This window comes from Streptomyces sp. NBC_01476 (assembly GCF_036227265.1).
In the GTDB taxonomy this organism is placed as follows: domain Bacteria; phylum Actinomycetota; class Actinomycetes; order Streptomycetales; family Streptomycetaceae; genus Actinacidiphila.
Genome location: NZ_CP109446.1, coordinates 4280095 through 4303282 on the forward strand (window position 1 = coordinate 4280095; position 23188 = coordinate 4303282).

Here is a 23188-nt window from a genome sequence, read left to right on the forward strand (position 1 = left end):
TCTGACGGAGGCGACGATCACCGGGCTGCTCGCCCGGGGGTGAGTCAGCGCGCGAGGCAGTCCGCGCACACCCCGCTGAGTTCCAGGGTGTGGGTGACCTCGGCGAAGCCGGTGCCGGCCGCCACCTGGTCGGCCCACCGCTCGACCGGCGCGGTGTCCAGCAGCAGGCTCAGGCCGCACTGGCGGCAGACCAGGTAGTGCTGGTGGCCCGGGGAGTGCCGGAAGCGGAAGAGGCGTTCGCCGCTGGGTTCGTGGACGACGTCCGCGCGGCCGGCCGCGGCCAGCGCGGTGAGCGTCCGGTAGACCGTATTGAGCCCGACCCGCCGCCCGTCCGCCCGCAGCCCCGCGTGCAGCGCCTGCGCGCTCGTGAACCCCCCGCCCTCCGCGAGCGCCCGCACCACAGCGGCCCGCTGCCGCGTAGGCCGCCCGATAACCCGCGCGACCTCCCCCACCCGCGGGTGTTCGCCTTCCGGCGGGGTGGTTCCGGCGGAGCCGGGGTCCGCCTCGGCGACGGGGCCGGCCGGCGTGTCGTCGGTGGCCTGCCTGCCGGGGGCGGGTTGGCCTCCTGGCGGAGTGGGGGTCTGCCCGCCGTGCGGGGTCCGGTCGCCCGCGGGTCGTGCGTCTGCCTCGGTGGCGGGGCCGGGCGGTGAACTGCTGGAGGCCGGTTTGGCGGGGGCGGTCAGGGGGTTGCCAGTGGCTTGCCTGCCGGGGGCGGGCAGAGAGCCGTCGGGGGCGGTGGGCGGAGGGGGCCGCATGGGAGGGGGGTCAGGCGGTGGGGGCGGGGAGGGGGCGGCGGGGTGGGCGGACGGCGTAGGAGGCCGCGTGGACGAGGGTCGCCGTGGCCACGATGGCGAAGCTCGGCGGCACCTTGGGGACGTAGTAGCTGACGGCGAGCCCACACCACATCTCGCCCAGGGCGAGCCCCGCGGCCAGCGCGAGCGCCGGGTACGGCCGGGTGGTCAGCCGGTGGGCCGCGCCGGCCGGAGCCGCGAGCAGGGCCAGCAGCAGGAGCGAGCCGATCGCCTGCGTCGCCTCCGCCGCGCACGCGCCCACCAGGACGAGGAACCCGAAGCCGAGCAGCCGGACCGGCACCCCGTGCGCCGCGGCCACCTCCGGGTCGGTGGAGGCGAAGAGCAGCGGACGCGCGATGAGCAGCAGCGCCCCGGCCAAGCCCGCCGCGACCCCGGCGGCCACGTACGACTGGGCCGCGGAGAGCCCGAAGATCGAGCCGAAGAGGACGGTGACGCCCGCGTTGCCATTACTCGTGCTGCGGGACGTCGTGTACAGCGTGAGGAAGAAGACGCCCAGGCCCAGCACCCAGGAGAAGAGGCTGCCGATCGCCACGTCGTCGGCCCGGGCGCCGTGCCCGAGCGTGCCGAGCAGCAGCGCCACCGCGACGCACGTCGCGAACAGCCCGAGCCGCAGGTCCCACCCGAGCGCCAGCGCGGCGAGCGCCCCGGTGAAGGCGGTGTGGCTGAGCGCGTCACCGGTGAAGACCTGCGCGCGCAGCACGAGGAAGTAGCCGACGAGCCCGGCCGCCACCGCGATCCCCGTGCCGGCGATCAGCGCGTGCACGAAGAACGGGTGCGCGAACGGTCCAGCGGCCAGCACCGTTGCGCTGGGGGAGAAGTGACGGTCCGTCATGACGCCACCTGCTGAGCCGGCTGAACTCGCTGAATCCGCTGTACGCGCTGCACCCGGTCGACCGCCGACCGCCCCGCCCGCGCGAGCACGTAGATCCCGAAGGCGAAGGTCGACACGTAGAAACCGATCGGATACGGCGAGAAGTACGCGGTGATCAGTCCGCTCCAGGTGACGGCGAGCGCGATGCCGACCGAGAGGACGAGTCCCGCCGCCGGGCGGGCGGTCAGTGTCTGGGCGGTGGCCGCGGGCATCACCAGCAGCGCGAACACCAGCAGCGAGCCGGTGATCTGGCCGACCTCCGCGGCCGCCGCGCCGAGCAGCAGCAGGAAGACGACGCCCAGCGCCCGTACCGGCACCCCGCGGGCCGCCGCCACGTCCGGGTCGGTCGACGCGAAGAGCAACGGGCGCCCCACGACGGCGAGTACGGCCAGGCAGCAGACCGCCACCGCAAGCAGTACCAGGACCTGGTCCGAGGTGATGCCGAGGAAACTGCCGAAGAGCAGGGCGTTGACGCCGTTGAGAAAGCCCTTGTAGAGGGCGACGAAGAGGAACCCGCAGGCCAGCAGGAAGGCTTGGACGGTCCCGGTGACAGCCGCCGCCGCGCCGCCCGCGTGCCGGCCGGCCCGTGGTACCGCGGCCAGCACCAGGGCCGCGGCCAGGCAGAAGCCGAAGTAGCCGCCGGCCGCGCTCACTCCGATCAGCGTCGCCCCGGCCGCTCCCGGGAAGCCGACCAGGGACAGGGTGTGCCCGGCGAAAGCCTGCCGGCGCAGCACCATGAACCAGCCGACGCAGCCAGCGAGTACGGCCACGACGGCGCCGGCCCGGAAGGCGTTGACCATGAAGGAATACGCCCACATCTGGCGCAGGTCCTCGGCCGGGTTCCAGGAGAAGCCGCTCGCCAGCTCAACCAGCCGCACGGGCACCCCCGTCGGCGTACGAACCGGGCGCGGTGCGCTGCTCTGCCTGCCGGTCGGTGTGCTGGTCTGCGTACGGCTCCGCGTGCCGGTCGGTGTGCCGGTCCCCGTACGGCTCCGCGTGCCGGTCGGTGTGCCGGGCCGGTGCCTCCGGCTGGCCGACCACGACCAGCCGGCCGCCCGAGGTGCGCAACACCTCGACGGGCGTGCGGTAGAGCCGGCTCAGCGTCGGCCCGGTGATCACCTCGTCCGGTGTGCCCGCCACCGCGCCGCCCTCCGCGAGGTACACCACCCGGTCGAGGTGGTGCAGGATCGGGTTGACGTCGTGCGCGACCATCACCACCGCCACCTCGCACTCGTGGCAGATCCGGCCGACGAGCGCCGCCACCGCGCTCTGGCTGGGCAGGTCGAGACTGTCCAACGGCTCGTCGAGCAGCAGAAGTTCGGGTTCGCGTACCAACGCCTGGGCGATCAGGAGCCGTTGCTGCTCACCGCCGGAGCAGGCGCCGATCGGCCGGTGGGCGTACGCGCCCGCGCCGACCAGGTCGATCACCTCGGCGATCCGGCAGCGCGCTTCGGCCTTCTTCCTGCTCCAGGCGAACGGCAGCGGTACGCCCCAGCGGTCGCCGTCCAGGCCGAGCCGCACGATGTCGGTGCCCCGGATCCGCAGGCTCGCGTCGAAGCTGCGGCGCTGCGGGAGATAGCCGACGCGGTGCCCGGTGGCGCCGCGGCCGGGCCGTTCGCCCAGCACGCGCACCTCGCCTGCGGCCGGCGGCAGCAGCCCGAGGGCGACCTTCAGCAGGGTGGACTTGCCGACGCCGTTCGGGCCCAGCACGGCGACGAACTCACCTTTTTCGACGCGGGCGTTGACGCCCGACCACAGGGTGCGGCCGCCCATCCGCACGGCCGCGTCCCGCAGTTCGAGTACGGCGGTCGCGTCCGTGCTCACTTGCCGGTCGCCTTGGCCAGCGCCGCCGCGATGCCCTGCAGTTGGCGGACCTGCCACTGCTGGAAGGAGGCGCCCGCCGGGGTCAGGGTCTCGGTGACGGTCGCCACCGGGATGCCCTCGGCCTTGGCCTCCTTGACCTGCTGCTGTACGTCGGGCGTGGAGTTCTGGCTGTTGTAGACGTAGACCTTGATCTGCTTGCTCTTGATCTGCTGGTCGATCTCCGCCTTGTCGTGGGCGGTCGGGTCGGAGCCCTCGCTGATCGCGGTGAGGAAGGAGGCGGGGGTGAGCATCTTCAGGTCGAGGCCGTCGGCGAGCGGGCTGACGATGGACTCCGAGGCGCCGATCGGGGTGCCCGCGTACTTCGCCTTGATGTCGGCGATGGCCTGGTTGTACGGCGCGAGGGTGGTGTTCTCGAAGGTCGCCTTCTGGCTGTCGAAGTAGGCGGCGTCGGCCGGGTCGAGCTTCTTGAAGTCGGTGGTGATCTGTTCGATGACGTGGTGGACGTCGGTGGGCGAGTACCAGCGGTGCGGGTTGCCGCCGGGCTGTACACCGACCAGGTCGCCGATCTTCAGCTCGGTACGGCCGGAACTGGGGCTGGCGGCGAGGAGCTTGTCGGCCCAGGCGTCGTAGCCGATGCCGTTGACGATGGCGTACTGGGCGCCGGAGACGGTACGGGCGTCGGCGGCGGTCGGTTCGTAGTCGTGCGGGTCGGTGGCGGGGTTGGTGATGATGCTGGTCACCTTGACGTGGCTGCCGCCGACCTGCGCGGCGATGCTGCCCCAGAAGTTCTCGGCGGCGACGACCTGGATGGTCTTGGACGCGGCGCCCTGGCTCGCCACTGGGGCGGCGGTCTTGCTGTCGCCGTTGGAGCCGTCGTCACCGCCGGAAGTGGAGCAGGCGGTGGTGGTCGCGGCGAGCGCGGCGGCGAGCAGCACGCCGCCGGCGGCGAGCCGGGTGCGGTTGCCTGCGGCGGCGGTGGGGGCGTTTCGGCTGCGGTTGCCTGCGGCGGCGGTGGACGGGGCGGTACGGAGCCGGCCGTCGGGCGCCGGCGCGTCGGCACGGGTCGGGCCGGTGCGGGCGGGGCGGCGGGATATCGGGCTCTTCACGGCGTGCGCTCCTTGGTGGGCAGCGGGCGGCGCCGGTCCCCGGGGAGGCGGGGCCCGGCGGGCGGGACACCCAGCACGCTATGTGGAAATGGTTTTCACCACCAGATCGATTGCCCATGGTTATGAAAACCGTTGCCACTTCTTGACCCGACCGCGCCCGCGCGGTGCCGCATGGCGTCGCATAAACGGACGAAGGGGGCACCGGAAGCGGGTCGCCGCGGTGCCTGAGGCCGGAAGCGTGGCGGAACGGAGGCGGCCCGCCGGGGCCCGGCGCGGTGCTCAGCGGCCCCCGCACCCCAGAGCCCCGCCCGCCCTCCAGGGCACCCTGCGGTGGGCCTGAGGCCGGAAGCGTGCCGGAACGGCGGTGGCCCGCCCGGGGCCCGGCGAGGTGCTCAGCGGCCCCCGCACCCCAGAGCCCCGCGCGTGGGTCGGCCCGCTCCCGACGACCGCGGCGGCGGAGTTGCGTCCGGACGGAGCGGGGGGCAGGCCCGGAGTCCTTGCCTCGGCCAGGCGCCAACGGGCGGTCCGGAAGCCGAGCGTGAAACGGTCCCGCCGCCGGCCGGCGCGGTAACGCATCGGATCGGGCGAAAGCCTCGACACGGCGCCCACGAAGGGGCGCTCAGCACGCAGAACCTGGCCTCCGACTCCCGCGGCGAAGGGCACCCCAGGGCCGAGCCTGGGGCCCTTGCCGCCGCCGACGCGGAAGCGGATCGGGCCGCGGGGACGGCCGGCCCCTGCCGTGACCAGCGCGGCGATAGGGCTGCGTCCAGATGGCGCGGGGACAGGCCCGGAGGTCGCGGCCGGGTTGGCGGCGGCGAGCCGTGGCGCTCAGCGTCCGCCCCCGGCGGGGTGCGTGCTCCGGGCATGGGGGCCGTTATGGATCGGCGTGCGGCAAGGTCCCGCCCGGATGGCGCGGGGACAGGCCCGGGGCGGAGGGTCGCCCCGGGGGCGGCGGGCGGCGGGCGTGGCGCTCGGCGCCCCGCCGACCCCGACCCCCGCCGGTCGTGCGGCGTGGCCGCGGCGGTCAGGTCGTGGGGGTGGTGGAGGGGCGTTGGGGGAGGAGGGGCTTGCAGGTGTCGTAGGCCTTCGCCGTTTTGGGGTCGGAGGTGCTGAGGCCGCGGAAGGCGCCGGAGCCACCGCCGGTGCCGGGGGAGGCCGTCGGCAGCGTCACGCCGTGGTCCTTGAGGCAACTGGTGAACGCCTGGAACGCGCTGCTGTCACCGCTCCCGCCCGCCCCGCCGCGACCGCTGAACTGCGGGCGCAGCGACGCGCACGCGGTGAGCGCCTTCTGGGTGGCCGCGTCCGGCGACGCACCGCCGAAGCCGGGGAAGCCGCCCCCGCCGGCCCCGCCACGGAAGCCGCCGCCCGCGCCACCCGACGGCCGCCCGGAGGGACGTCCCGAGGGCCGGCCCGAAGGCCGTTGGAAGGTCGGCAGGTCGACCCCGTGCTGCGACAGGCACGTGCGGTACTTGTCCATCGCCGCCGCGTCATTGGCCCCGCCGGACGCCCCGCCGGACGCCGAACCCGACGCCGCGGCGGCAGCCGACGTGGCCCCCGCCGCCTTCGCGTCCGTGCCGGACGACCCCGACGACCCCGACGACCCCGACGAGCACGCCGTGAGGAGCAGTGCCCCCGACGCCGCGAGCACCGTCACGGACACGCCGGCCTTCAGCGCGGTACGGGCCGCGACGGCCTTGCTGGTGGTGGTCCAGTTCATGTCCGCAGGTCCCCTCGGAAAACTTCGGCAGGCCCCGGCGGCCCCGGCAGGGTCCGCCGCCTGTGCATCGCGCCCTTGATCCATCGCGCCGCCCACGCGCACGCGCGGGACACGGATGCGCGCAGGCGACGGCCAGACTGAACCGCACCCAGGTGGGGACTGTCGGGGACCGAGCTGTGAGTTCCCGGGGAACATCGCGCCCCCCGCACCCGCGGAGCCCCGCGTTCCGGCCCGCATTGAGCCGGATGTACGCATTCGCCACCGCCGCGCGGCCACCCCACCGGGTCCGCGTTCCCAGCGAACTCCCAGCGTTCTCCCAGGGCTTCAAAGGCGGCTGCGGCCAGGATGCGCGGCATGAAGGTGCTCCCACGGCGGCGCAGGGCCGCCCTGATCAACTCGGTGCTCGGTGTGGTGGTCCTCGCGGGCGCCGGCGGCGCCTACGCGGCGGTGCACGACGACGGCAGCGGGAGCTCGGCCGGCAGCGGCAGCGCCCGCGTGGCGACGGTCTCCCGGGCCACCGTGCTCGCCACCGTCTCGGGCTCCGGCTCGCTCTCCTCGCCCAGCGACGCCGGGGTGGACTTCACCACCGGCGGCACGCTCACCGAGGTGGACGTCAAGCCGGGCGACACGGTGAAGAAGGGCCAGGTACTGGCCAAGGTCGACCCGACGGACGCGAACGAGACGCTGCAGCAGGACCAGGCGTCACTGACCGCGGCCGAGGCGAACCTCACCAAGGTGGAGGCCGGCGAACTCCCCGCGTCCACCGGCAACTCCGGCTCCTCGGGGAGCTCAGGCCGCGACGCCGCCGAGCCGACCCCGACGCCCACCCCCACCGTGGACCCCGCCCAACTCGCCTCGGCGCAGGCCCAGTTGACCCAGGCCCAGAACGCCGTGGACGCCGCCCAGCGCGCTGTCGACGGCTGCGTGCTCAAGGCCCCGGTGTCCGGCACGGTCGCCTCGGTGGCCAGTGCCAAGGGCGACACCGTCTCCGGGACGAACGGCAACGGGTCGAGTGCGGGCGGCAGTTCGGGGTCGAGCGGCTCCGGCACGAGCGCGAGTTCCGGCAGCGGCGCGAGCAGCAGCTCCACGCCCAGCGGTTTCATCGTGCTGACGAACCCGTCCGGTATGCAGGTCAAGGCGGACTTCTCCGAGGCCGACGCCCTGAAGATCAAGGCCGGCCAGACCGCGACCGTGACGCTGAACGCCGAGGCCGGCACCGTACTCGACGCCAAGGTGCTGTCGATCAGCTCGCTGCCGGTCTCCAGCGGTTCGTCCTCGTCCGGCGGCGGGTCCTCCTCCGGCAGCGCCGTCCAGTACGCGGCCACCCTCACCATCACCAGCGACACCGCCAACCTCCGCACCGGTCTGAGCGCCAGCATCCAGGTGACCACCGGCCAGGCGGCGGACGCGCTGAGCGTGCCGACCGCCGCGGTCTCCGGCACCGGCGCCAACCGCACGGTGCTGGTGGTCAATCAGGACGGCTCCACCACCAGGACCAATGTCACCGTCGGCGTCGAGGGCGACACCACCGACCAGATCACCGGCGGCCTCACCGAGGGCCAGCGGGTGCAGATCCCGCAGGTCGCCTCGGCGGGCAACGGCGGCTTCCCGAGCGGCTCCTTCCCCGGCGGCGTCGGTGGCGGCACCAGCCGGCTCGGCGGCGCGGGCGGCGCCGGCGGCGGCTTCCGCAGCAACGGTTTCGGCGGCGGAGGTGGCAGGGGATGAGCGGGAAGCAGCCCCTGACCCGGCGGCTGGGCCGGGCCGCCAGAACCGGCCTCCACCGCCGGGAGCCCGCCGCGGAACCACCCGGACAAGGCCCCTGGGCCCCTCCCCCGGTGATCGAAGTGCGCTCGCTGCTCAAGGAGTACGGCCACGGCGACGCCGCGGTGCGCGCGCTGGGCGGACCGTCCGACCCCCGCACCGGCCACGCGCCCGGCGTCGACCTGATCGTCGAACAGGGCGACATGATCGCCGTGATGGGCAGCTCCGGCTCCGGCAAGTCCACCCTGATGAACATCCTCGGCTGCCTCGACATCCCCACCTCCGGGCGGTACTTGCTCGACGGCATCGACGTCGGCGGCCTGGACGAGCACCAGTTGTCGCTGGTCCGCAACCGCAAGATCGGCTTTGTCTTCCAGTCGTTCAACCTGGTGCCCCGCACCCCCGCGCTCGCCCAGGTCGAACTCCCGCTGGCCTACGCCGGGGTGCGGACCGCCGAGCGGCGCCGCCGGGCGCTGGCCGCGCTCTCCCTGGTGGGCCTCGCCGACCGGGTGGACCACCGGCCCAACGAGCTCTCCGGCGGCCAGCAGCAGCGGGTCGCGGTGGCCCGTGCGCTGGTCACCGCGCCGGCGATGCTGCTCGCCGACGAACCGACCGGCAACCTGGACAGCCGCAGCACCGAGGACGTACTCGCCATCATCGACCGGCTCAACGCCTCCGGGCGCACCGTCGTGCTGATCACCCACGAGGACGAAGTGGCCCGGCACGCCAAGCGGGTGCTGCGGCTGGTGGACGGACAGGTGGTGGCCGATGTGCGGCAGGCGCCGGCGGACGGACCGCCGCCCGCGCTGCGCGATCCGGCCGGGTTCGCCGCGCACCACCCGCAGGCGCTCGCGGGAGGCATCGTATGAACCCCTTCGAGACCCTGCGGTTCGCGGTCGGCGGCCTCGCCGCCAACAAGGTCCGCTCCGGGCTGACCATGCTCGGGGTGCTGATCGGTGTGGCCGCGGTGATCATCCTGCTGGCGGTCGGCAACGGTTCCTCGCAGTCGGTGAAGGACTCCATCGAGAAGCTCGGCACCAACGCGCTGACCGTCTCCTCCGGCGGTGGTTTCGGCGGCAGTTCGTCCGCGACCACTACCAAGCCGCTGACCGTGGACGACGCCCGCGCGCTGGCGAACACCGCGGACGCGCCCGACGTCGCCTCGGTCGCGCCCGAAGTCACCACCTCGCAGACGGCGTTGTACGAGGGCACCTCGCACGCCGTCAGCCAGGTCGTCGGCACCTACCCGGCGTACTTCAAGGCGTCCAACAGCAAGGTGGCCAAGGGCAAGGGCGACTACTTCAGCGCCGACGACGTCCTCAACTCCCGCAAGGTCGCGGTGATCGGCTCGACCACCGCCACCGATCTGTTCGGCACGGTGAGCCCGGTCGGCAAGAAGATCGTGCTCGGCGGCACCCCGCTCACCGTGGTCGGCGTGCTGGAGACCAAGGGCGGCACCGGCTTCCAGGACCCGGACGACACGGTGATCGCACCGCTGCCCACCGTGCAGAACGCGTTCACCGGCTTCGGCCCGGTCAGCCAGATCCTGGTCGAGGCGAAGTCCGCGGACGCCACCACGCCCGCGCAGAACGAGATCACCACGGTCCTGATGGGCACGCACGGCATCACGAACGCGAACGCGCTGGACTTCCGGGTCAGCAGCCAGACGTCGCTGCTGAGCACCCAGTCGGACACCAACAAGACCTTCACCGTGCTGCTGGGCGCGGTCGCCGCGATCTCGCTGCTGGTCGGCGGTATCGGCATCACCAACATCATGCTGGTGACGGTGACCGAGCGGACCCGGGAGATCGGTATCCGCAAGGCGATCGGCGCGCCCAAGGGCGTCATCCTCGGGCAGTTCCTGGCCGAGTCGACGCTGCTGTCGCTGCTCGGCGGCGGGCTGGGGGTGGTGGCGGGGCTGATCGGCTCGCGCTTCACCATCGTCGGGATCAAACCGGTGATCATCCCGGATTCGGTGTGGGGCGCCTTCGCCATCGCGGTCGCCATCGGGCTGTTCTTCGGCGGCTACCCGGCCAACCGCGCGGCGAGCCTGCGCCCCATCGAGGCGCTGCGGCATGAGTGACCGGACAGTGAGCGGCACGAGACGAAAGGGAGCGGCGGCCATGGCACGACGCCGAGGTGAGTTGGTCACATCCGCTGACGGGGCTGTCCGGGCGGACCGGGACGCCGACAGCGCCGGCAGTACGGAGCTGCTGCCGATGGTCCCGGAGCAGGAGGCCGGCGGGATCGAGATCCTGGAGCGCGGCGAGATCGTGGCGGGACCGGCCGAGCGTCCGGAGGACGTACTGGCCGAACCGCCGGACGCCCGCGACATCTCGGCCGAGCTGGCGGCGCCGCCGCGCCGCAAACTGCCCTGGCTGACACTGATCCTGGCCGCGTGCGTGGTGGCGGCCGGGGCGTTCTCTGCCGGGGCGCTGGTGGAGAAGCACCAGGGCGGCGGCAGCGGCAGCAACCCGTTCGCGGCGCTGGCCTCGGCGCGCGGCGGCACCGGCACCGGGACCGGCACCGGCGGCCGTACGTTCGGTGGCTTCGGCGGCGGTGCGTCGGCCGGCACAGGTACGGGCACAGGTACGGGCACGGGCTCCGGCACCGGTGCGGCCGGCGGCGTGACCTTCGGCACCGTCAAGCTGGTCGACGGCAGCACGATCTACGTCACCGACGCCCAGGGCAACATCGTCAAGGTCACCACCGGCGGTTCGACGAAGGTGAGCGAGACCAAGGAGGGCAAGGTCTCCGACCTCAAGGCAGGCCAGACGGTGACCGTCCGCGGCACCGCCGGCTCGAACGGCGACATCGCGGCGACCACGGTGACCCAGGGCAGCATTCCGGCGGGCGGCTTCGGCGGCTTCGGCGGACAGGGCGCCGGCGGTACGGGCGCCGGCGGTACGGGAGGTGCGGCCGGCGGCAACTGATCCGGCCCGGGGAGAACTCACAGATCCAGGGCGTACGGTGCAGCGGCTGACATCTGCCGCGGCACCGTACAGCCGTCTCGCACCGCCGGCCCCGCCCGTACCGCCCGTCCCGTCAGGCCGCCCGGCCGTACGGCCGCACGATCCGCCCCAGGAGGTCGCCCCATGGACATGCCGGAGGCCAGCCTGCTGGTCGTCGACGACGAACCCAACATCCGTGAACTGCTTTCGGCCTCCCTGCGGTTCGTCGGCTTCAAGGTGGTCTCGGCGGCCTCCGGGGCCGACGCGCTCGCCGCGGTCGCCCGGGAACGGCCCGACCTGGTGGTCCTCGATGTGATGCTGCCGGACATGTCCGGTTTCGCGGTGGTGCAGCGGCTGCGCGAGGAGTCGGGGGCGCGGAGCGCGAGCGGGTCGGACGACCGGCTTCCGGTGCTCTTCCTCACCGCCAAGGACGGTGTCGAGGACAAGATCAACGGGCTGACCGCGGGCGGCGACGACTACGTCACCAAACCGTTCAGCCTGGAGGAGCTGATCGCCCGGATCCGGGCCATCCTGCGCCGCACCGGCGGCCCGACCGACGACGGCCGGCTGGTCGCGGGCGACCTCGTGCTCGACCCGGTGGGCCACCAGGTGACCCGCGCCGGGCAGCCGGTCTCGCTCTCCCCGACCGAGTTCAAGCTGCTGGCGTACCTGATGGCCAACACCGACCGGGTGGTCTCCAAGCCGCAGATCCTCGACCACGTGTGGGCGTACGACTTCGGCGGTGATCTGAGCATCGTGGAGTCGTACATCTCCTATGTGCGGCGCAAGGTCGACTCGGGCGCCCCGAAGCTCATCCACACGGTGCGGGGGGTCGGTTACGTGCTGCGCCGCCCGGCCGCCGTCCCGGCCCAGGGCTGACGGGGACACCGGCATGACCCGGCCCCGGCTCTCGGCCATGTCGCTGCGTTCGCGGCTGGTGCTGCTCTCGCTCGTGCTGGTGCTGCTCGGCCTCGCGGTCAGCGACACCGTCGTGCTCGGCTCGGTGCGCGGCCGGCTGGTGCAGCGGGTCGACCAGCAGCTCCAGCGGTACGGGCAGCCGCTCGCCGCACGGCTCGGCACCGAGGGCATCCCGGCGCCGCGCTACGTGGGTCCCGGCGCGGGCCGCGGCGGGGCGCGGCCGTGGCTGCCGAGCCAGTACGTGGTCGCCTTCGCGGCGGCGGACGGCAGCGTCTCCGACCAGTTCCGGCTGCCGGTGGCGGCCGGCGACCCGCGCCCGCTGTGGCCTTCGATGGACGCCACCGCCCTGCGGGACCATCTCGGCAAGCCGTTCGACGTCGCCAGCGACCACGGCGGCGGCAGATGGCGGGTGATCATCGTGCCGGTGAACGCGCCCCGCGACGAGCCGTCCGGCGCCGTCACGCGCAACGGCACGGTGGTCTCCGCGCTGCCCGCCGGGGTGGTGGTCGCGGCCTCGCTCGACGACGTGTCGTCCACCACCGACCGGCTGAGCACCGGCTTCTGGCTGATCGGCGCGGTGGTGGCGGCGCTGCTCGGGGTGGCCGCCTGGTTCGCGATCCGGGCCGGACTGCGGCCGCTCCGGCAGATCGAGGCGACCGCGGCGGAGATCGCGGCCGGGCGCCCGCTGTCGCACCGGATGCCCGAGGCGTCACCGCGGACCGAGGCCGGCCGGCTCTCGGCGGCGCTGAACGGCATGCTCGCGCAGATCGAGTCCGCGTTCGCCGCACGGGCGGCCTCCGAGGAGCAGATGCGGCGCTTCGTCGCCGACGCCAGCCATGAGCTGCGCACCCCGCTGGCCGGAATCCGCGGCTTCGCCGAGCTCTACCGGATGGGCGCGCTCGCCGACGAGACCGATGTGCGGCGGACCATGGCCAGGATCGAGAGCGAGGCGGTACGGCTCGGCGGGCTGGTGGAGGACCTGCTCACCCTGGTCCGGATGGACGAACAGCGCCCGGTGCAGCTCGCCCCGATGGACCTGCGCACGCTGGCGGTCGACGCCCTGCACGACACCACGGCGCTCGACCCCACCCGCGCGGTGTCGCTGACCGGCCCGGGCGGAGCGGACGCCGCGCCGGGCCCGGCCCCGGTGCTCGGCGACGAGGCCAGGCTCCGGCAGGTCGTCACCAACCTCGTCGGCAACGCCGTCGCCCACACCCCGCCCGGCACCCCGGTGCGGATCGGCGTCGGCACACTGGCCGGCCACGGCATCCTGGAGGTCGCCGACGCGGGGCCCGGCCTCACCCCCGACCAGGCAGCCCGGGTCTTCGAGCGCTTCTACCGGGTGGACGCCTCCCGCAGCCGCGCGACCGGCGGCGGCGCGGGCCTCGGGCTCGCCATCGCCTCGGCCCTGATCACCGCCCACCGGGGCCAGGTGGAACTCGACACCACCCCGGGCAAGGGCGCGACCTTCCGGGTCCGCCTCCCCTCGGCCCACCCCTGACTCCCGCCGCACACCCGGCCGCTCCCCGGAAACCGCCGGCCACGACCCGGGCGGCGCCGGTCATCCGCAGGACGCGGCCGTGCCCGGGGCGGCCGGCGTCCTCACCTCGGCTTCTGCTCCAGTGCCACCACGACGCTCGCGTGGAAGCGGTCCACCGCCTCGTCCACGCTGCGGATGAAGCCGGACTCGGCATTGCCGCGGGTGCTGCCCATGCCCTTGAAGAGGGAGAGCCGGAAGCCGGTGATGGCGGCCGGCGGTTTGGGCAGCAGGTCGGCGGGCTCCGGGCGCAGGCGTTCCAGGGTGCCGCGCGGGCCGCGGGACGGGCCGTCCACCAGGGTCTCCACGTGCACGTCCGCCGGGGCGTCGGCGAGTTGCCGCACCAGGCGCTTGGCCCAGGTGAGCGGGTTGCCCTGCTCAGGAGCGGGGATCTCGATCGACGTACGCAGCCGGCCGGTGCGCAAGTCGGCGCCGAGCGCGAGCACCCCGGGGGTGTCCTGGATCTTCAGCTCGGCGTGCAGCAGGCCCTCCCGGCACAGCCGGTCGGCGAGCGCGGCCCGCCGCGAGTGCGGATCGGAGCCGCGCCGGGCCTTCTGCACCGGCAGTACCTTCTGGCCGAGTTCACCGCCGAGCCGCAGGCAGACCTGGCGGATGAGCCGCTCCCAGCTCTCCACCACCTCCACCGCCCGGGCGTCGCCCTCGCAGAGCGTCTCGGCGTCGATGCCGTTGCGGACCGGCACCCACGCGGGACCCATGTTCTGGAAGCCGTGGCACCCGGAGTTGTCGTGCTGCAGATAGAGCAGCAGTTCCTGGAGCAGCCAGGCGTGCGCCGCGTTGCCGACACCCTCGTGCCGGATCAGCATCTGCGCCTGGTGTGTGACCTCGGCCCAGGACAGGTGCCAGAGCGCGACCTTGTGCTTGCGCCGCCCGTCGATCCGCACCTCCACCAGCGGACTGCCCTCCAGGGCCACGTCGTTGGAGAGGGTGATCACCGCCTCGTATCCGCGGCGGGCGGCGATGTCGACGTACATCTGCACCTGGGCCGGCCGCAGCGGGTTGCCGTTGGTCTTCGTCTCGACCAGTGCCGTCCACAGCTTGCCCGCGCGCTCCACCCGGATCAGCCCGTCGGGGCGCCCCGGGGTGTCACCGTGCGGGAACGCCACCTCGGTGAAGGTCTCCATCCGCCCGGCCGGCGCCCCGAAAGCGGCGGTCAGCCGGCGCCCGAACTCGGGGACCTGGGTCATCACCGCGAGCAGGACCGAGGTGGCCCTGGTCTCGCGCTCGTGGTCGCTCTTCAGGGTGCTGACCGGGAAGAGCCTGGCGGTGTGCCAGGAGTCGTTCTCCGCCAGGGACTTGCGGGCGACGGCCGGGAGGGTGACCTTCTTGCGCGCGGTGCGGGGCCGCGCGGCCGGCGCCGGCTTCTCCGGTGCGGCGCGCGGCGCGGGAACGAGGACCTTCGCCGGAAGGGCCGCCGGCTCGGGCGCCGTTGGTGCCGGTGTCTCGTCGAGCGAACCGGCCTGCGTCTCCTCGTCGTCGTCCACGTCGATGCCGTAGTCGGTGGCGAGCCCCGCGAGACCGGACGCGTAACCCTGCCCGACCGCCCGGAACTTCCAGCCGCCGTCCCGGCGGTAGAGCTCGCCGAAGATGACCGCCCGCATCTCCTCGGCGTCCGTCACGGCGAAGCCGAGCAGCGCCTCGCCGCTGCGGTCGGCCAGCGTGAGCCGCAGGTCGTCCAGGTCGCCGAAACAGGCGCCGCCGTAGCGGCTGGCGGCGAGCACGATCCGCTCGACACCGTCCGGAGTCGCCGTCAGGTCGAGGCTGATCCGGTCCTCGCTGCCGTTCGCGGTCGGCGTCTTGCCGAGCAGCTGGACGCTGCCGTCGTCGGCCGCCGGGTGGTTGTAGAAGTAGAAGTCGTTCTCGCTGCGGACCTTGCCGTCGGCGTCGAGCAGCAGCACCGACACATCGGCGTCCCCGTCGCCGCTCGCACTGCTCCAGCCGATGCCGGCGATCACCGCCCCCGCGTCCTCGCTCAGCGCGGCCAGCCCCACGTTCGTGCCCTTGACCATTTCGTGCATACGCCCCGCCCCGCCCCACCTTGCCCTGTGACCCCGCCTTACCCTGAATGCGGTGTCCGCACCTTACCGTCGCCGACGCGGCGTCAGTACCCCTTCGTCCTCAATTGCCGGTCGGGAAAAGGGCAGGTGGCCGGGGGCCGCGGCGGCAGTAAGCGGCACGCGGCGCGTCCGCCGGCGGGGGCTTCCTGCGGGCGGCGTCCGGGCGTCCTCCGGGCGGCAGAACAGCGGGTCGCGGGTGATCAGGCGTATGATCAATGTTTCGCGGCGTACGGAACGCACGCCGACTGATCCACGGCTTACGGGGTAACCGGTGTCCATGCGTGTTGGAGTGCTCGACATCGGGTCCCAGTCGGCGCAGTTGAAGATCGCCGATCTGGAACCCGGTCTGCCGCCGCGCCCGGTGACCACCGTGAAGCAGCCGGTACGCATCGGGGAGGGCACGGACCGGCGCGGCACGATCAACGCCGCCGCGATCCACCGGCTGGTCGGCGCGGTGACACACGCGGTGGCCGCGGCGCAGGCCCACCAGGTGGACAGCCTCTATCCGTTCGCCACCTCGGCGGTGCGGGACGCGGCCAACAGCGAGGACGTGCTGCGGGCGGTGCGCACCGCCTGCGGCGTCCAGCTCGCCACCATGACCGGTGAGGAGGAGGCGCGGCTCACCTTCCTCGCCGCCCGCTCCTGGTACGGCTGGTCGGCCGGTCCGATGCTCCTGGCCGACCTCGGCGGCGGCACCCTGGAGATCGCCTACGGCCTCGGCCGGGAACCCTCGTACGCCGTTTCACTGCCGCTCGGCGCGGCCCGCCTCACCCGCGACCACCTCACCTCGCGGCAGGACAAGCCGTGCACCAAGAAGGACCTGCGCGAACTGCAGGAGCACATCCGGGCCGGTCTGGCCGCCCCGGCCGCCGCCGTGGCCGGCCACCCGGCGCCGGCCCTGCGGGTCGCCACCTCACGGACCTTCACCCAGCTGGCCTGCCTCACCGGCGCCCCCTCCGCCAAGGCCGGCCCGTACGCGGTCCGCACGCTGGACCGCGGGGCGCTGGCGCGGTGGATTCCCCGGCTGGCCCGGATGGCCCCGGCGCAGCGGGCCACGCTGCCCGGCATCTCCCGCGGCCGGGCCCCGCAGATGCTGGCCGGTGCGCTGGTCGCCGACGCGGTGATGGACCTGCTCGGTGTCGACCGCTTCACCGTCTGCCCGTGGGCGCTGCGCGAGGGCATCTTCCTCGACCGGCTGACCTCTTTCACCCGCACACCGGCGGCCCGCAACCGCGCGGTTCCGACCACGGTGGTGCGCCGCCCGCGGCGCGCGGTGCGCAGCTGACCCGAACGGCGCGCATTCCCGCCGGAATTGACGGTGCCGGCGGGGGCGAGGCGAAGGCAAAGGGAAGCAAAAAGGCGCCGGAAAAGCGCGCCGCCCCGGCCGTAAAAGCACAAGCAATGCCCGGGTAAAGGACGTTGAATCGCCTTTTCCGCAAGGGAATCCGCCCTTCGCGTGAGGGCTCGCCCGTGTGTGCGGCGGTCGCGTCCGCCCGGCGGGGCAACCAGGCACCCGCGTACGGCGGTCCGGGGGCCGTGCGGCACACTCTCCTCGACAGCGACGGCCCGGGACGGGCACGTCGCAAGGGTGGGAAAGCCACAAGGGGGCAAAGATGATCATCTGGGGTACCCGGAGCTACCTGTACCAACTCGCCATGCTGACCCTGGTCTGCGGGCGCTGCGGCAACCCGGCCGCGCACACCCTCCGCAAGCGCGTGGTGAAGTTCACGCTCTTCTTCATCCCGCTCTTCCCGGTCAGCACGAAGTACTCCACGCAGTGCACCTTCTGCGGGGCGCAGCAGCAGCTGCCCAAGGAGCAGGCCGAGCAGCTGCAGGCACAGGCCGCCGGGCCGGTCCGGCCGCAGCAGGGACAGGCGCCGCAGCAGGCCGCTCCGCAGGGCCAGAACCCGTACCAGAACTGATCACTGCCCGGGGGCCGGGCGGCGGGGGGAGCGGGGGAGACCGGACACCGAGGGGCCCGGCGGGAGATGGTCCCGCCGGGCCCCTGGCTTCGCCCGCGTGCCTACTTCTTGAAGGACTTCAGGTACGCCAGGGTCGGCGAGCCGACACCCGTCGCGTTGTCGAAGCCGGGCACCGCGTTGAGCGTGGTGTCCTGGCCGAAGGCGATCAGGCGGACCGAGAGCGTGCCGTTGATGACACCGAAGTCGGTGACGTTGGTCAGCGGGATCCGGCCCTTCTGGGCCGCCTTGTCCACGACGTCGGTGAACTTCTTGTGCTGGTCGTAGATCGTCGGGTTGGCGAAGCCGATCGGGCGGTGCTTCGCCTGGATCGCGTCGGCCTGCACCGCGGCGAACTCCGGCGAGGAGACGCTGGTGCCGCCGTAGCCGCCCTCGCTGTAGTCGGCGCCGTCCGAGATGCCGACCAGCACCGAGGTGTACAGGTCACCGTTCATGGAGACGTCCGGGGTGACGCGCTGCGCGGTCCGGCTGGTCGCACCGGTCATCAGGGTGTGCGACAGCAGGGTCGGCACGACACCGACCTGGTAGCCGGGCTGCTTGAAGTCCTCGCTGGTGCCGCCGCCACCACCGAAGTAGAACGGCGCGGGCAGCGGGGTCCAGCTCTTGCCGTCCGCGGACAGGGCGGAGCGCTCGGTGCCCATGTCGGTCTCGAAGCCGTACGCGCCTGCCTTGCTGGCCAGGCCGAGCGCGGTGCCGCCGACCGAGGTCACCCACGGGTCGGAGTCGGGCCAGTTGGCCTGCGCGCGCAGGGTGTCCGGCTGGCAGTTGGCGCCGGTCGAGGCCGCCACCGGGCCGCTGTCGCCGCAGTCGCCCGCGGAGAAGTTGATGGTGATGCCCTCGATCGCGGCCTCCTGGAAGACCTGCTCGTAGGCGGCGATCTCGGTGGCGCTGACATCGGCGCCGTCCGTGGTGTGCATGATCTCGCCCCACGAGTTCGTGATCACGTCAGCACGGTGGTTGTCGACGATGTTGCTGATCGCGCCCAGCAGGTCGTCGTCGTTGCAGGAGTCGGCACCGACGTAGAGGACGTCGGCGTCCGGGGCGAGCCCGTGCGCCATCTCGACGTCCAGCGCCTCCTCGGGCGCCCAGCCCTCGGGTCCGCCGCAGAGATCCTGGTCCGTCCACTGGGACGGGTCCACGATCTCGGTGTACTGGCCGGACTTGAACGCCTTGTCACCGTGGTTGCGCGCGTACTGGTTGGCGTCCGCCAGCATGGTGGAGCTGCCGTACGCGTCCACGACCGCGATCGTCGCGCCCTTGCCGGTCAGGCCGGAGGCGGTGATGCCGTAGGCCTTGCGCAGCTGCGAGGGGTAGAACGAGCACTGGTCGAACGGCACCGGGGACTTGGTGAATCCGGCCGGCGCGCCCTTGGCCAGCTTCTGGCCCCAGTAGTCGGAGCAGGTGGCCTCGGTCGGCAGGCCCTTGCCCGGCTTGCCGTTCTTGTCCGCGGGGGTGGTGCTGACCTTCCGCGAGTCCGGCTTCACCACGTTGGTGCCGGCCGAGGCGAGGCCGTTGACGCCGAGGATCGCGGAGGAGACCTTGGCCGGGATCACCACGTCGCGGGCCGGCGCGTGCTGCAGCTTCCCGCTCACCCGGTACTGGTGGATCCCGGTACCGAACGCCTTGGTGATCGCGGTGTTGGTGCCCTTGACCGTGATCGCGTGCTCGGTGGTGGTGACCACCGTGAGCCCCGAGTCGGTCGCCCACTGCTGCACGGCCTTGACCTGCGCCTTGGTGGCACCGAAGCGGGCCTGGTACGCCGCCGGGCTCAGGAACTTGCCGTAGCTCGCGCTCTTCGGGTCCGAGACGGCGGTGGCGTACGTGGTGAGGCCCTTGGCGTCCTGGCCGGCCAGGTACACGGTGCCGGTGATCTCGGTGGAGGCGGGCACGGCGCCGGCGTCGGCGGAAGGGGCGGCCCACTTCGGGTGCGTTCCCGCGATGGTCTTGGCGGCCGGCGCGGGGGCGGTCGCCTGCGACGGCATGGCGAGGATCAGCGAGCCGGAGACGAGCGCCAGGGACGCTGCCGCGACCACGCCTATCCGGGCCCGCACGACGCGGGGATTTCGTATGTCGGTAATGACGACTCCAACGTGATGGTCCGTAGGGAGGAGACAACTTGGCGGGTGCACGCGGTTGGGCGTACTCGGCTGTAGTGTGCACGCCACATGAGGAGCCTGGGAACGGTCATCCGCATTTGTTAGGTGGACCTTTAATAAGCGGCCGGGGTTTTCCACAGCCATAACTCAGGTCAGAAGCGGGCGATAGCTGCGAATCGCCCTCAGGCGTCCCATCCCGCGCGGCAGTTGGCCCGGCGCGGTGGCCGGCCTACGGGGCCGTGGGGCTCTTGCGGTGGTCCGCGGCCCAGCGGTCCATCCGGGCGGTGATGTCGGCGAAGTGCTCGGCGATCGAGGCGGCGGCGGCGTCCGGGTCGCGTGAGCGCAGCGCTTCCAGGACCTGGCGGTGCTGGCGCACCACCTGCTGGTGGTCGGTGCGCGGCTTGCCGACCTCGGCCTCCAACTGCCGGTAGACGCCACAGAAGAGCGCGATGAGCTGGAGCACCAGGACATTGCCGAGCGGTTCGTAGAGCAGTTCGTGGAAGCGCCGGTCGTGCCCGGCCCGGCCGGTGTCGCCGTCGGCCTCCAGCGCGTCCAGCTCCTCCTGGAGCCGGTCCAGGTCCGCGGCCGACAGAGCGAGCGCCGAGCGGCGGATGAGGCCGCTCTCCAGCAGGGCGCGCACCTCCACGATGTCCCGCAGCGCGCGCGGATTCTCCCGGCGGACCGCGAGCCGGGTGTGGAAGAGCAGCCCGGGGGCCATCGGGAGCACCTGGGACGTCCCCACATAGGTGCCGTAGCCGTGCCGGATGTCCACGATGCCGAGCGCCTGGAGGCTCTTCAGTGCCTCGCGGACCGAATTCCGGCTGACGCCGAGGGCGCGCATCAGTTCGGTCTCCGCGGGCAGCGCCTCGCCCGGGTCCAGGTCCAGTTCCACGATCAGGTCGATGACCTGGTCCTGCACGGTCGGCCGCCGGTTGCGGCCCGGTGCCGCGCCCTCCGGCGCGGGGGGCTTGCGCTGCGCTGGCATGGCGCCTAGGTTACCGCCATGTGTAGGACGTTGGACGTCCTACGTCCTACCTTCACTCGTCCGTCCGTCCGCTCACTCCCCCACCCAGCCAGCCACCTATCCACCCACCCGCTCACCCATCCGTCCGCCCCCGCTCCCGAGGATGCGAGCCGCATGACCGACACCGCCGCACCACCGCTGCAATGGCGGGCCGAGCTGTCCCGGCAGGACCGGAAGGCGTTCTCGGCCGCCTGGCTCGGCTACGCCATGGACGGCTTCGATTTCGTGCTGATCACCCTGGTACTGACCGAAATCGCCAAGGATTTCCATCTTTCCACCGTCACGGCGGCGACCCTGGTCTCCGCGGCCTTCGTGTCGCGCTGGTTCGGCGGACTGGCGATCGGCGCGCTCGGCGACCGGCTCGGGCGCCGCCCCGCCATGGTGCTGAGCATCGCCCTCTACGCGGTCGGCTCGGTGCTGTGCGGATTCTCCTGGGACTACTGGTCCCTCTTCGCCTTCCGGATGGTCGTCGGCCTCGGCATGGCCGGTGAGTACAGCGCCAGCGCCACGTACATCATCGAGAGCTGGCCGCGCCGGATGCGGAACACCGCGAGCGGCATGCTCCTCTCCGGCTACCCGCTGGGCGGTGTGCTGGCCGCCAAGACGTACGCGTGGGTGGTGCCGCACACCAGCTGGCGGGTGCTCTTCTGGATCGGCATCCTGCCGGTGGTCCTCGCGGTCTACCTGCGCCGGCGGCTGCCGGAGGCGACCGACTGGAAGCAGGCCCGCGAGGCGCACGGGGAGCCGGTCAGCGCCACCCGGCTGCTCTTCGCCGGCCGCCGCAGGACCTGGAACGTGCCGGTCTGCCTGGTCGCCGCGGTCGCGCTGCTCGTGGTGCTCCGCGGCGAGCCGACGGCGGTCACACTGCCGCTGATCGCGGTCACCATAGCCTGCTTCGTCGCGCTCACCGTGCAGTTCGCCGGCCGCCTGTGGCCGGTGGTGGTGGCGCTGATGGTCACCGTCTTCTGCGCGTTCCTCTACTCCTGGCCGCTGCAGTCGCTGCTGCCGACGTACCTCAAGACGCATCTGCACTACGACCCGGCGCAGGTCTCCGACGCGCTGCTCTACGCCGGCATCGGCTACGCGGCCGGCTCGGTGCTCACCGGCTACCTCGGTGACCGGTTCGGCACCCGGCAGGCGTACATCGGCATGCTGATCGCGTCGCTCGCCTTCGTCTACCCGGTCTTCGCCCTGGGTGAGGGGCACACGGTCTGGCTGTGGGTGCTGCTCTTCCTGCTGCTGGCCACCAGCCAGGGCGCGTCCGGGATTCTCCCGAAGTACGTCTCGCAGTTCTACCCCATCCGCCTGCGGGCCGCCGCGCTCGGCTTCAGTTACAACGTCGGCGCACTGGGCGGGGCGGCGGCGCCGGTGCTGGGCGCGAAGCTGGCGAAGCCGCTCAGCCTGGGGACCTCGATCACGGTCCTGGGCCTCGCACTCACCGCGGTGGTCGTGCTGCTGGTCGGCTTCGACCTGCCGGGCCGGATGCAGCGGCGGGTGGACGCGCGGCATCCCGGGGCGGCCGACGTGTACGAACCCGGCGGGACGGCAGCTCCGGCCGTCGTCGCCGCCATCGATCCGAAGAGTGAGAAGGTCTGATGTTCCACGGAGTCGTTCCTCCCCTGTGCACCCCGCTCACCGAGGACGGGGAGGTGGACACCCGCTCGTTGGAGCGGCTCACCGCGTTCCAGCTCGACGCGGGCGTGCACGGCCTGTTCGTCGGCGGCTCCACCGGGGAGGTCGCCCAGCTGACCGACACCGACCGCGACACCGCGCTGCGTACCGTCGTCGCCACCGCGGCCGGGCAGGTCCCGGTGCTGGCCGGCGCGATCGACACCGGCACCCGGCGGGTGCTGGAGCACGCCCGGCGGGCCCAGGCGCTGGGCGCGGACGCGGTGGTGGTGACCGCGCCGTTCTATGTGGGCGTGGGCGAGGCGGAGGTGCGCGCGCACTACGAGATGCTGCACGCGGCCCTCGACCTGCCGCTGGTCGCGTACGACATCCCGTCCAACGTCGGCTTCAAGCTCCCGTCGGGCCTGGTCACGGAGCTGGCCCAGCGGAAGGTGATCGTCGCGGTCAAGGACTCCTCCGGCGACCTGGAGGGCTTCCAGCGGGTGCTGGACGGGGCGGCGGCCACCGGGCTCGACTGCCTGACCGGCTCCGAGACCCTCGCCGACCTGGCGATGGCCCGCGGCGCGGACGGTATCGTCCCCGGCCTCGGCAACGTCGACCCGCACGGGTACGTGCGTCTGTACGAGGCCGCCCGCGCCGGGGACTTCGCCGCCGCCCGCGCCGAACAGCGGCGCCTGACAGCCCTGTTCACCATCGTCGAGATCGCCGACCGGTCCCGCGTCGGCCGTATCTCCGGCGCGCTCGGCGCCTTCAAGGCGGCCCTCGTCGCCCGCGGCGTGATCGACCACCCCCGCACCCAGTCCCCGCTGCTTCCCCTCACCGAGCAGGAGACCCGCTCCGTCGCGGACCGCTTGGCAGCAGCGGGCCTCCCCCGGATCCCCTGACCGC

The 23188-nt window shown here is 73.0% G+C and carries 19 protein-coding genes; 10 read left to right on the forward strand and 9 right to left on the reverse strand.

Features of this window, described 5'->3' with window-relative positions; translation table 11 throughout:
- Positions 1–44: 44 nt before the first annotated feature.
- The 6 genes from OG552_RS18730 to OG552_RS18755 form a co-directional block, all read right to left on the reverse strand.
- Positions 45–755, reverse strand: a complete 711-nt coding sequence (locus OG552_RS18730; RefSeq protein WP_329134356.1) for a Fur family transcriptional regulator — start codon at positions 753–755, stop codon at positions 45–47.
- 10 nt (positions 756–765) lie between these two features.
- The gene (locus OG552_RS18735) at positions 766–1644 is read right to left on the reverse strand and encodes a metal ABC transporter permease (RefSeq protein ID WP_329134358.1); all 879 of its coding nucleotides are present in this window, start codon (positions 1642–1644) and stop codon (positions 766–768) included.
- The gene (locus OG552_RS18740; protein ID WP_329134359.1) at positions 1641–2561 is read right to left on the reverse strand and encodes a metal ABC transporter permease; all 921 of its coding nucleotides are present in this window, start codon (positions 2559–2561) and stop codon (positions 1641–1643) included. Before OG552_RS18740 ends, OG552_RS18735 begins: the two co-directional genes overlap by 4 nt.
- Positions 2548–3507, reverse strand: a complete 960-nt coding sequence (locus OG552_RS18745) for a metal ABC transporter ATP-binding protein (RefSeq protein ID WP_329134361.1) — start codon at positions 3505–3507, stop codon at positions 2548–2550. Before OG552_RS18745 ends, OG552_RS18740 begins: the two co-directional genes overlap by 14 nt.
- Positions 3504–4613, reverse strand: coding sequence for a metal ABC transporter solute-binding protein, Zn/Mn family (locus OG552_RS18750; RefSeq protein ID WP_329134363.1), 1110 nt, complete (start codon positions 4611–4613; stop codon positions 3504–3506). The genes OG552_RS18745 and OG552_RS18750 overlap by 4 nt, the downstream gene beginning before the upstream one ends.
- 1024 nt (positions 4614–5637) lie before the next feature.
- Complete coding sequence (locus tag OG552_RS18755; protein ID WP_329134364.1) at positions 5638–6330, reverse strand: hypothetical protein; 693 nt, start codon at positions 6328–6330, stop codon at positions 5638–5640.
- Between the two features lie 354 nt (positions 6331–6684).
- Here OG552_RS18755 and OG552_RS18760 point away from each other — a divergent pair, with 354 nt between their 5' ends.
- The 6 genes from OG552_RS18760 (at position 6685) to OG552_RS18785 (ending at position 13461) form a co-directional block, all read left to right on the forward strand.
- A complete protein-coding gene (locus OG552_RS18760) occupies positions 6685–8055 on the forward strand; it encodes an efflux RND transporter periplasmic adaptor subunit (protein ID WP_329134366.1) in 1371 nt (456 codons plus the stop codon).
- A complete protein-coding gene (locus OG552_RS18765) occupies positions 8052–8960 on the forward strand; it encodes an ABC transporter ATP-binding protein (RefSeq protein WP_329134368.1) in 909 nt (302 codons plus the stop codon). Before OG552_RS18760 ends, OG552_RS18765 begins: the two co-directional genes overlap by 4 nt.
- The gene (locus OG552_RS18770) at positions 8957–10174 is read left to right on the forward strand and encodes an ABC transporter permease (protein ID WP_329134370.1); all 1218 of its coding nucleotides are present in this window, start codon (positions 8957–8959) and stop codon (positions 10172–10174) included. The genes OG552_RS18765 and OG552_RS18770 overlap by 4 nt, the downstream gene beginning before the upstream one ends.
- Positions 10175–10214: 40 nt before the next feature.
- Positions 10215–11024, forward strand: coding sequence for a hypothetical protein (locus OG552_RS18775; protein WP_329134372.1), 810 nt, complete (start codon positions 10215–10217; stop codon positions 11022–11024).
- 162 nt (positions 11025–11186) lie between these two features.
- Positions 11187–11921, forward strand: a complete 735-nt coding sequence (locus OG552_RS18780) for a response regulator transcription factor (RefSeq protein ID WP_329134374.1) — start codon at positions 11187–11189, stop codon at positions 11919–11921.
- A gap of 13 nt (positions 11922–11934) precedes the next feature.
- The gene (locus OG552_RS18785) at positions 11935–13461 is read left to right on the forward strand and encodes a sensor histidine kinase (protein WP_329134376.1); all 1527 of its coding nucleotides are present in this window, start codon (positions 11935–11937) and stop codon (positions 13459–13461) included.
- Positions 13462–13562: 101 nt separating this feature from the next.
- Here the strand turns inward: OG552_RS18785 and OG552_RS18790 are convergent, their stop codons facing one another.
- Positions 13563–15533, reverse strand: a complete 1971-nt coding sequence (locus tag OG552_RS18790) for a TerD family protein (protein WP_329134378.1) — start codon at positions 15531–15533, stop codon at positions 13563–13565.
- 316 nt (positions 15534–15849) lie between these two features.
- On the opposite strand from OG552_RS18790, the gene OG552_RS18795 reads away from it, so the two are divergent.
- Positions 15850–16857: a Ppx/GppA phosphatase family protein gene (locus OG552_RS18795; RefSeq protein ID WP_329134380.1), complete on the forward strand. Its 1008-nt coding sequence runs from the start codon at positions 15850–15852 to the stop codon at positions 16855–16857.
- 328 nt (positions 16858–17185) lie between these two features.
- Positions 17186–17494: a zinc-ribbon domain-containing protein gene (locus OG552_RS18800; RefSeq protein WP_329134382.1), complete on the forward strand. Its 309-nt coding sequence runs from the start codon at positions 17186–17188 to the stop codon at positions 17492–17494.
- Between the two features lie 101 nt (positions 17495–17595).
- Here OG552_RS18800 and OG552_RS18805 read toward each other — a convergent pair whose 3' ends face one another.
- Together OG552_RS18805 and OG552_RS18810 are read right to left on the reverse strand one after the other, a co-directional pair.
- A complete protein-coding gene (locus OG552_RS18805) occupies positions 17596–19602 on the reverse strand; it encodes a S53 family peptidase (protein ID WP_329134384.1) in 2007 nt (668 codons plus the stop codon).
- Between the two features lie 274 nt (positions 19603–19876).
- Entirely contained in the window at positions 19877–20632 is a 756-nt protein-coding gene (locus OG552_RS18810; protein WP_329134386.1) for a FadR/GntR family transcriptional regulator, read from the reverse strand.
- Positions 20633–20785: 153 nt separating this feature from the next.
- Between OG552_RS18810 and OG552_RS18815 the strand changes: the two genes are divergently transcribed.
- The gene (locus OG552_RS18815; RefSeq protein WP_329134388.1) at positions 20786–22267 is read left to right on the forward strand and encodes a sialate:H+ symport family MFS transporter; all 1482 of its coding nucleotides are present in this window, start codon (positions 20786–20788) and stop codon (positions 22265–22267) included.
- Positions 22267–23184, forward strand: a complete 918-nt coding sequence (locus OG552_RS18820) for a dihydrodipicolinate synthase family protein (RefSeq protein ID WP_329134390.1) — start codon at positions 22267–22269, stop codon at positions 23182–23184. The genes OG552_RS18815 and OG552_RS18820 overlap by 1 nt, the downstream gene beginning before the upstream one ends.
- Positions 23185–23188: the final 4 nt, after the last annotated feature.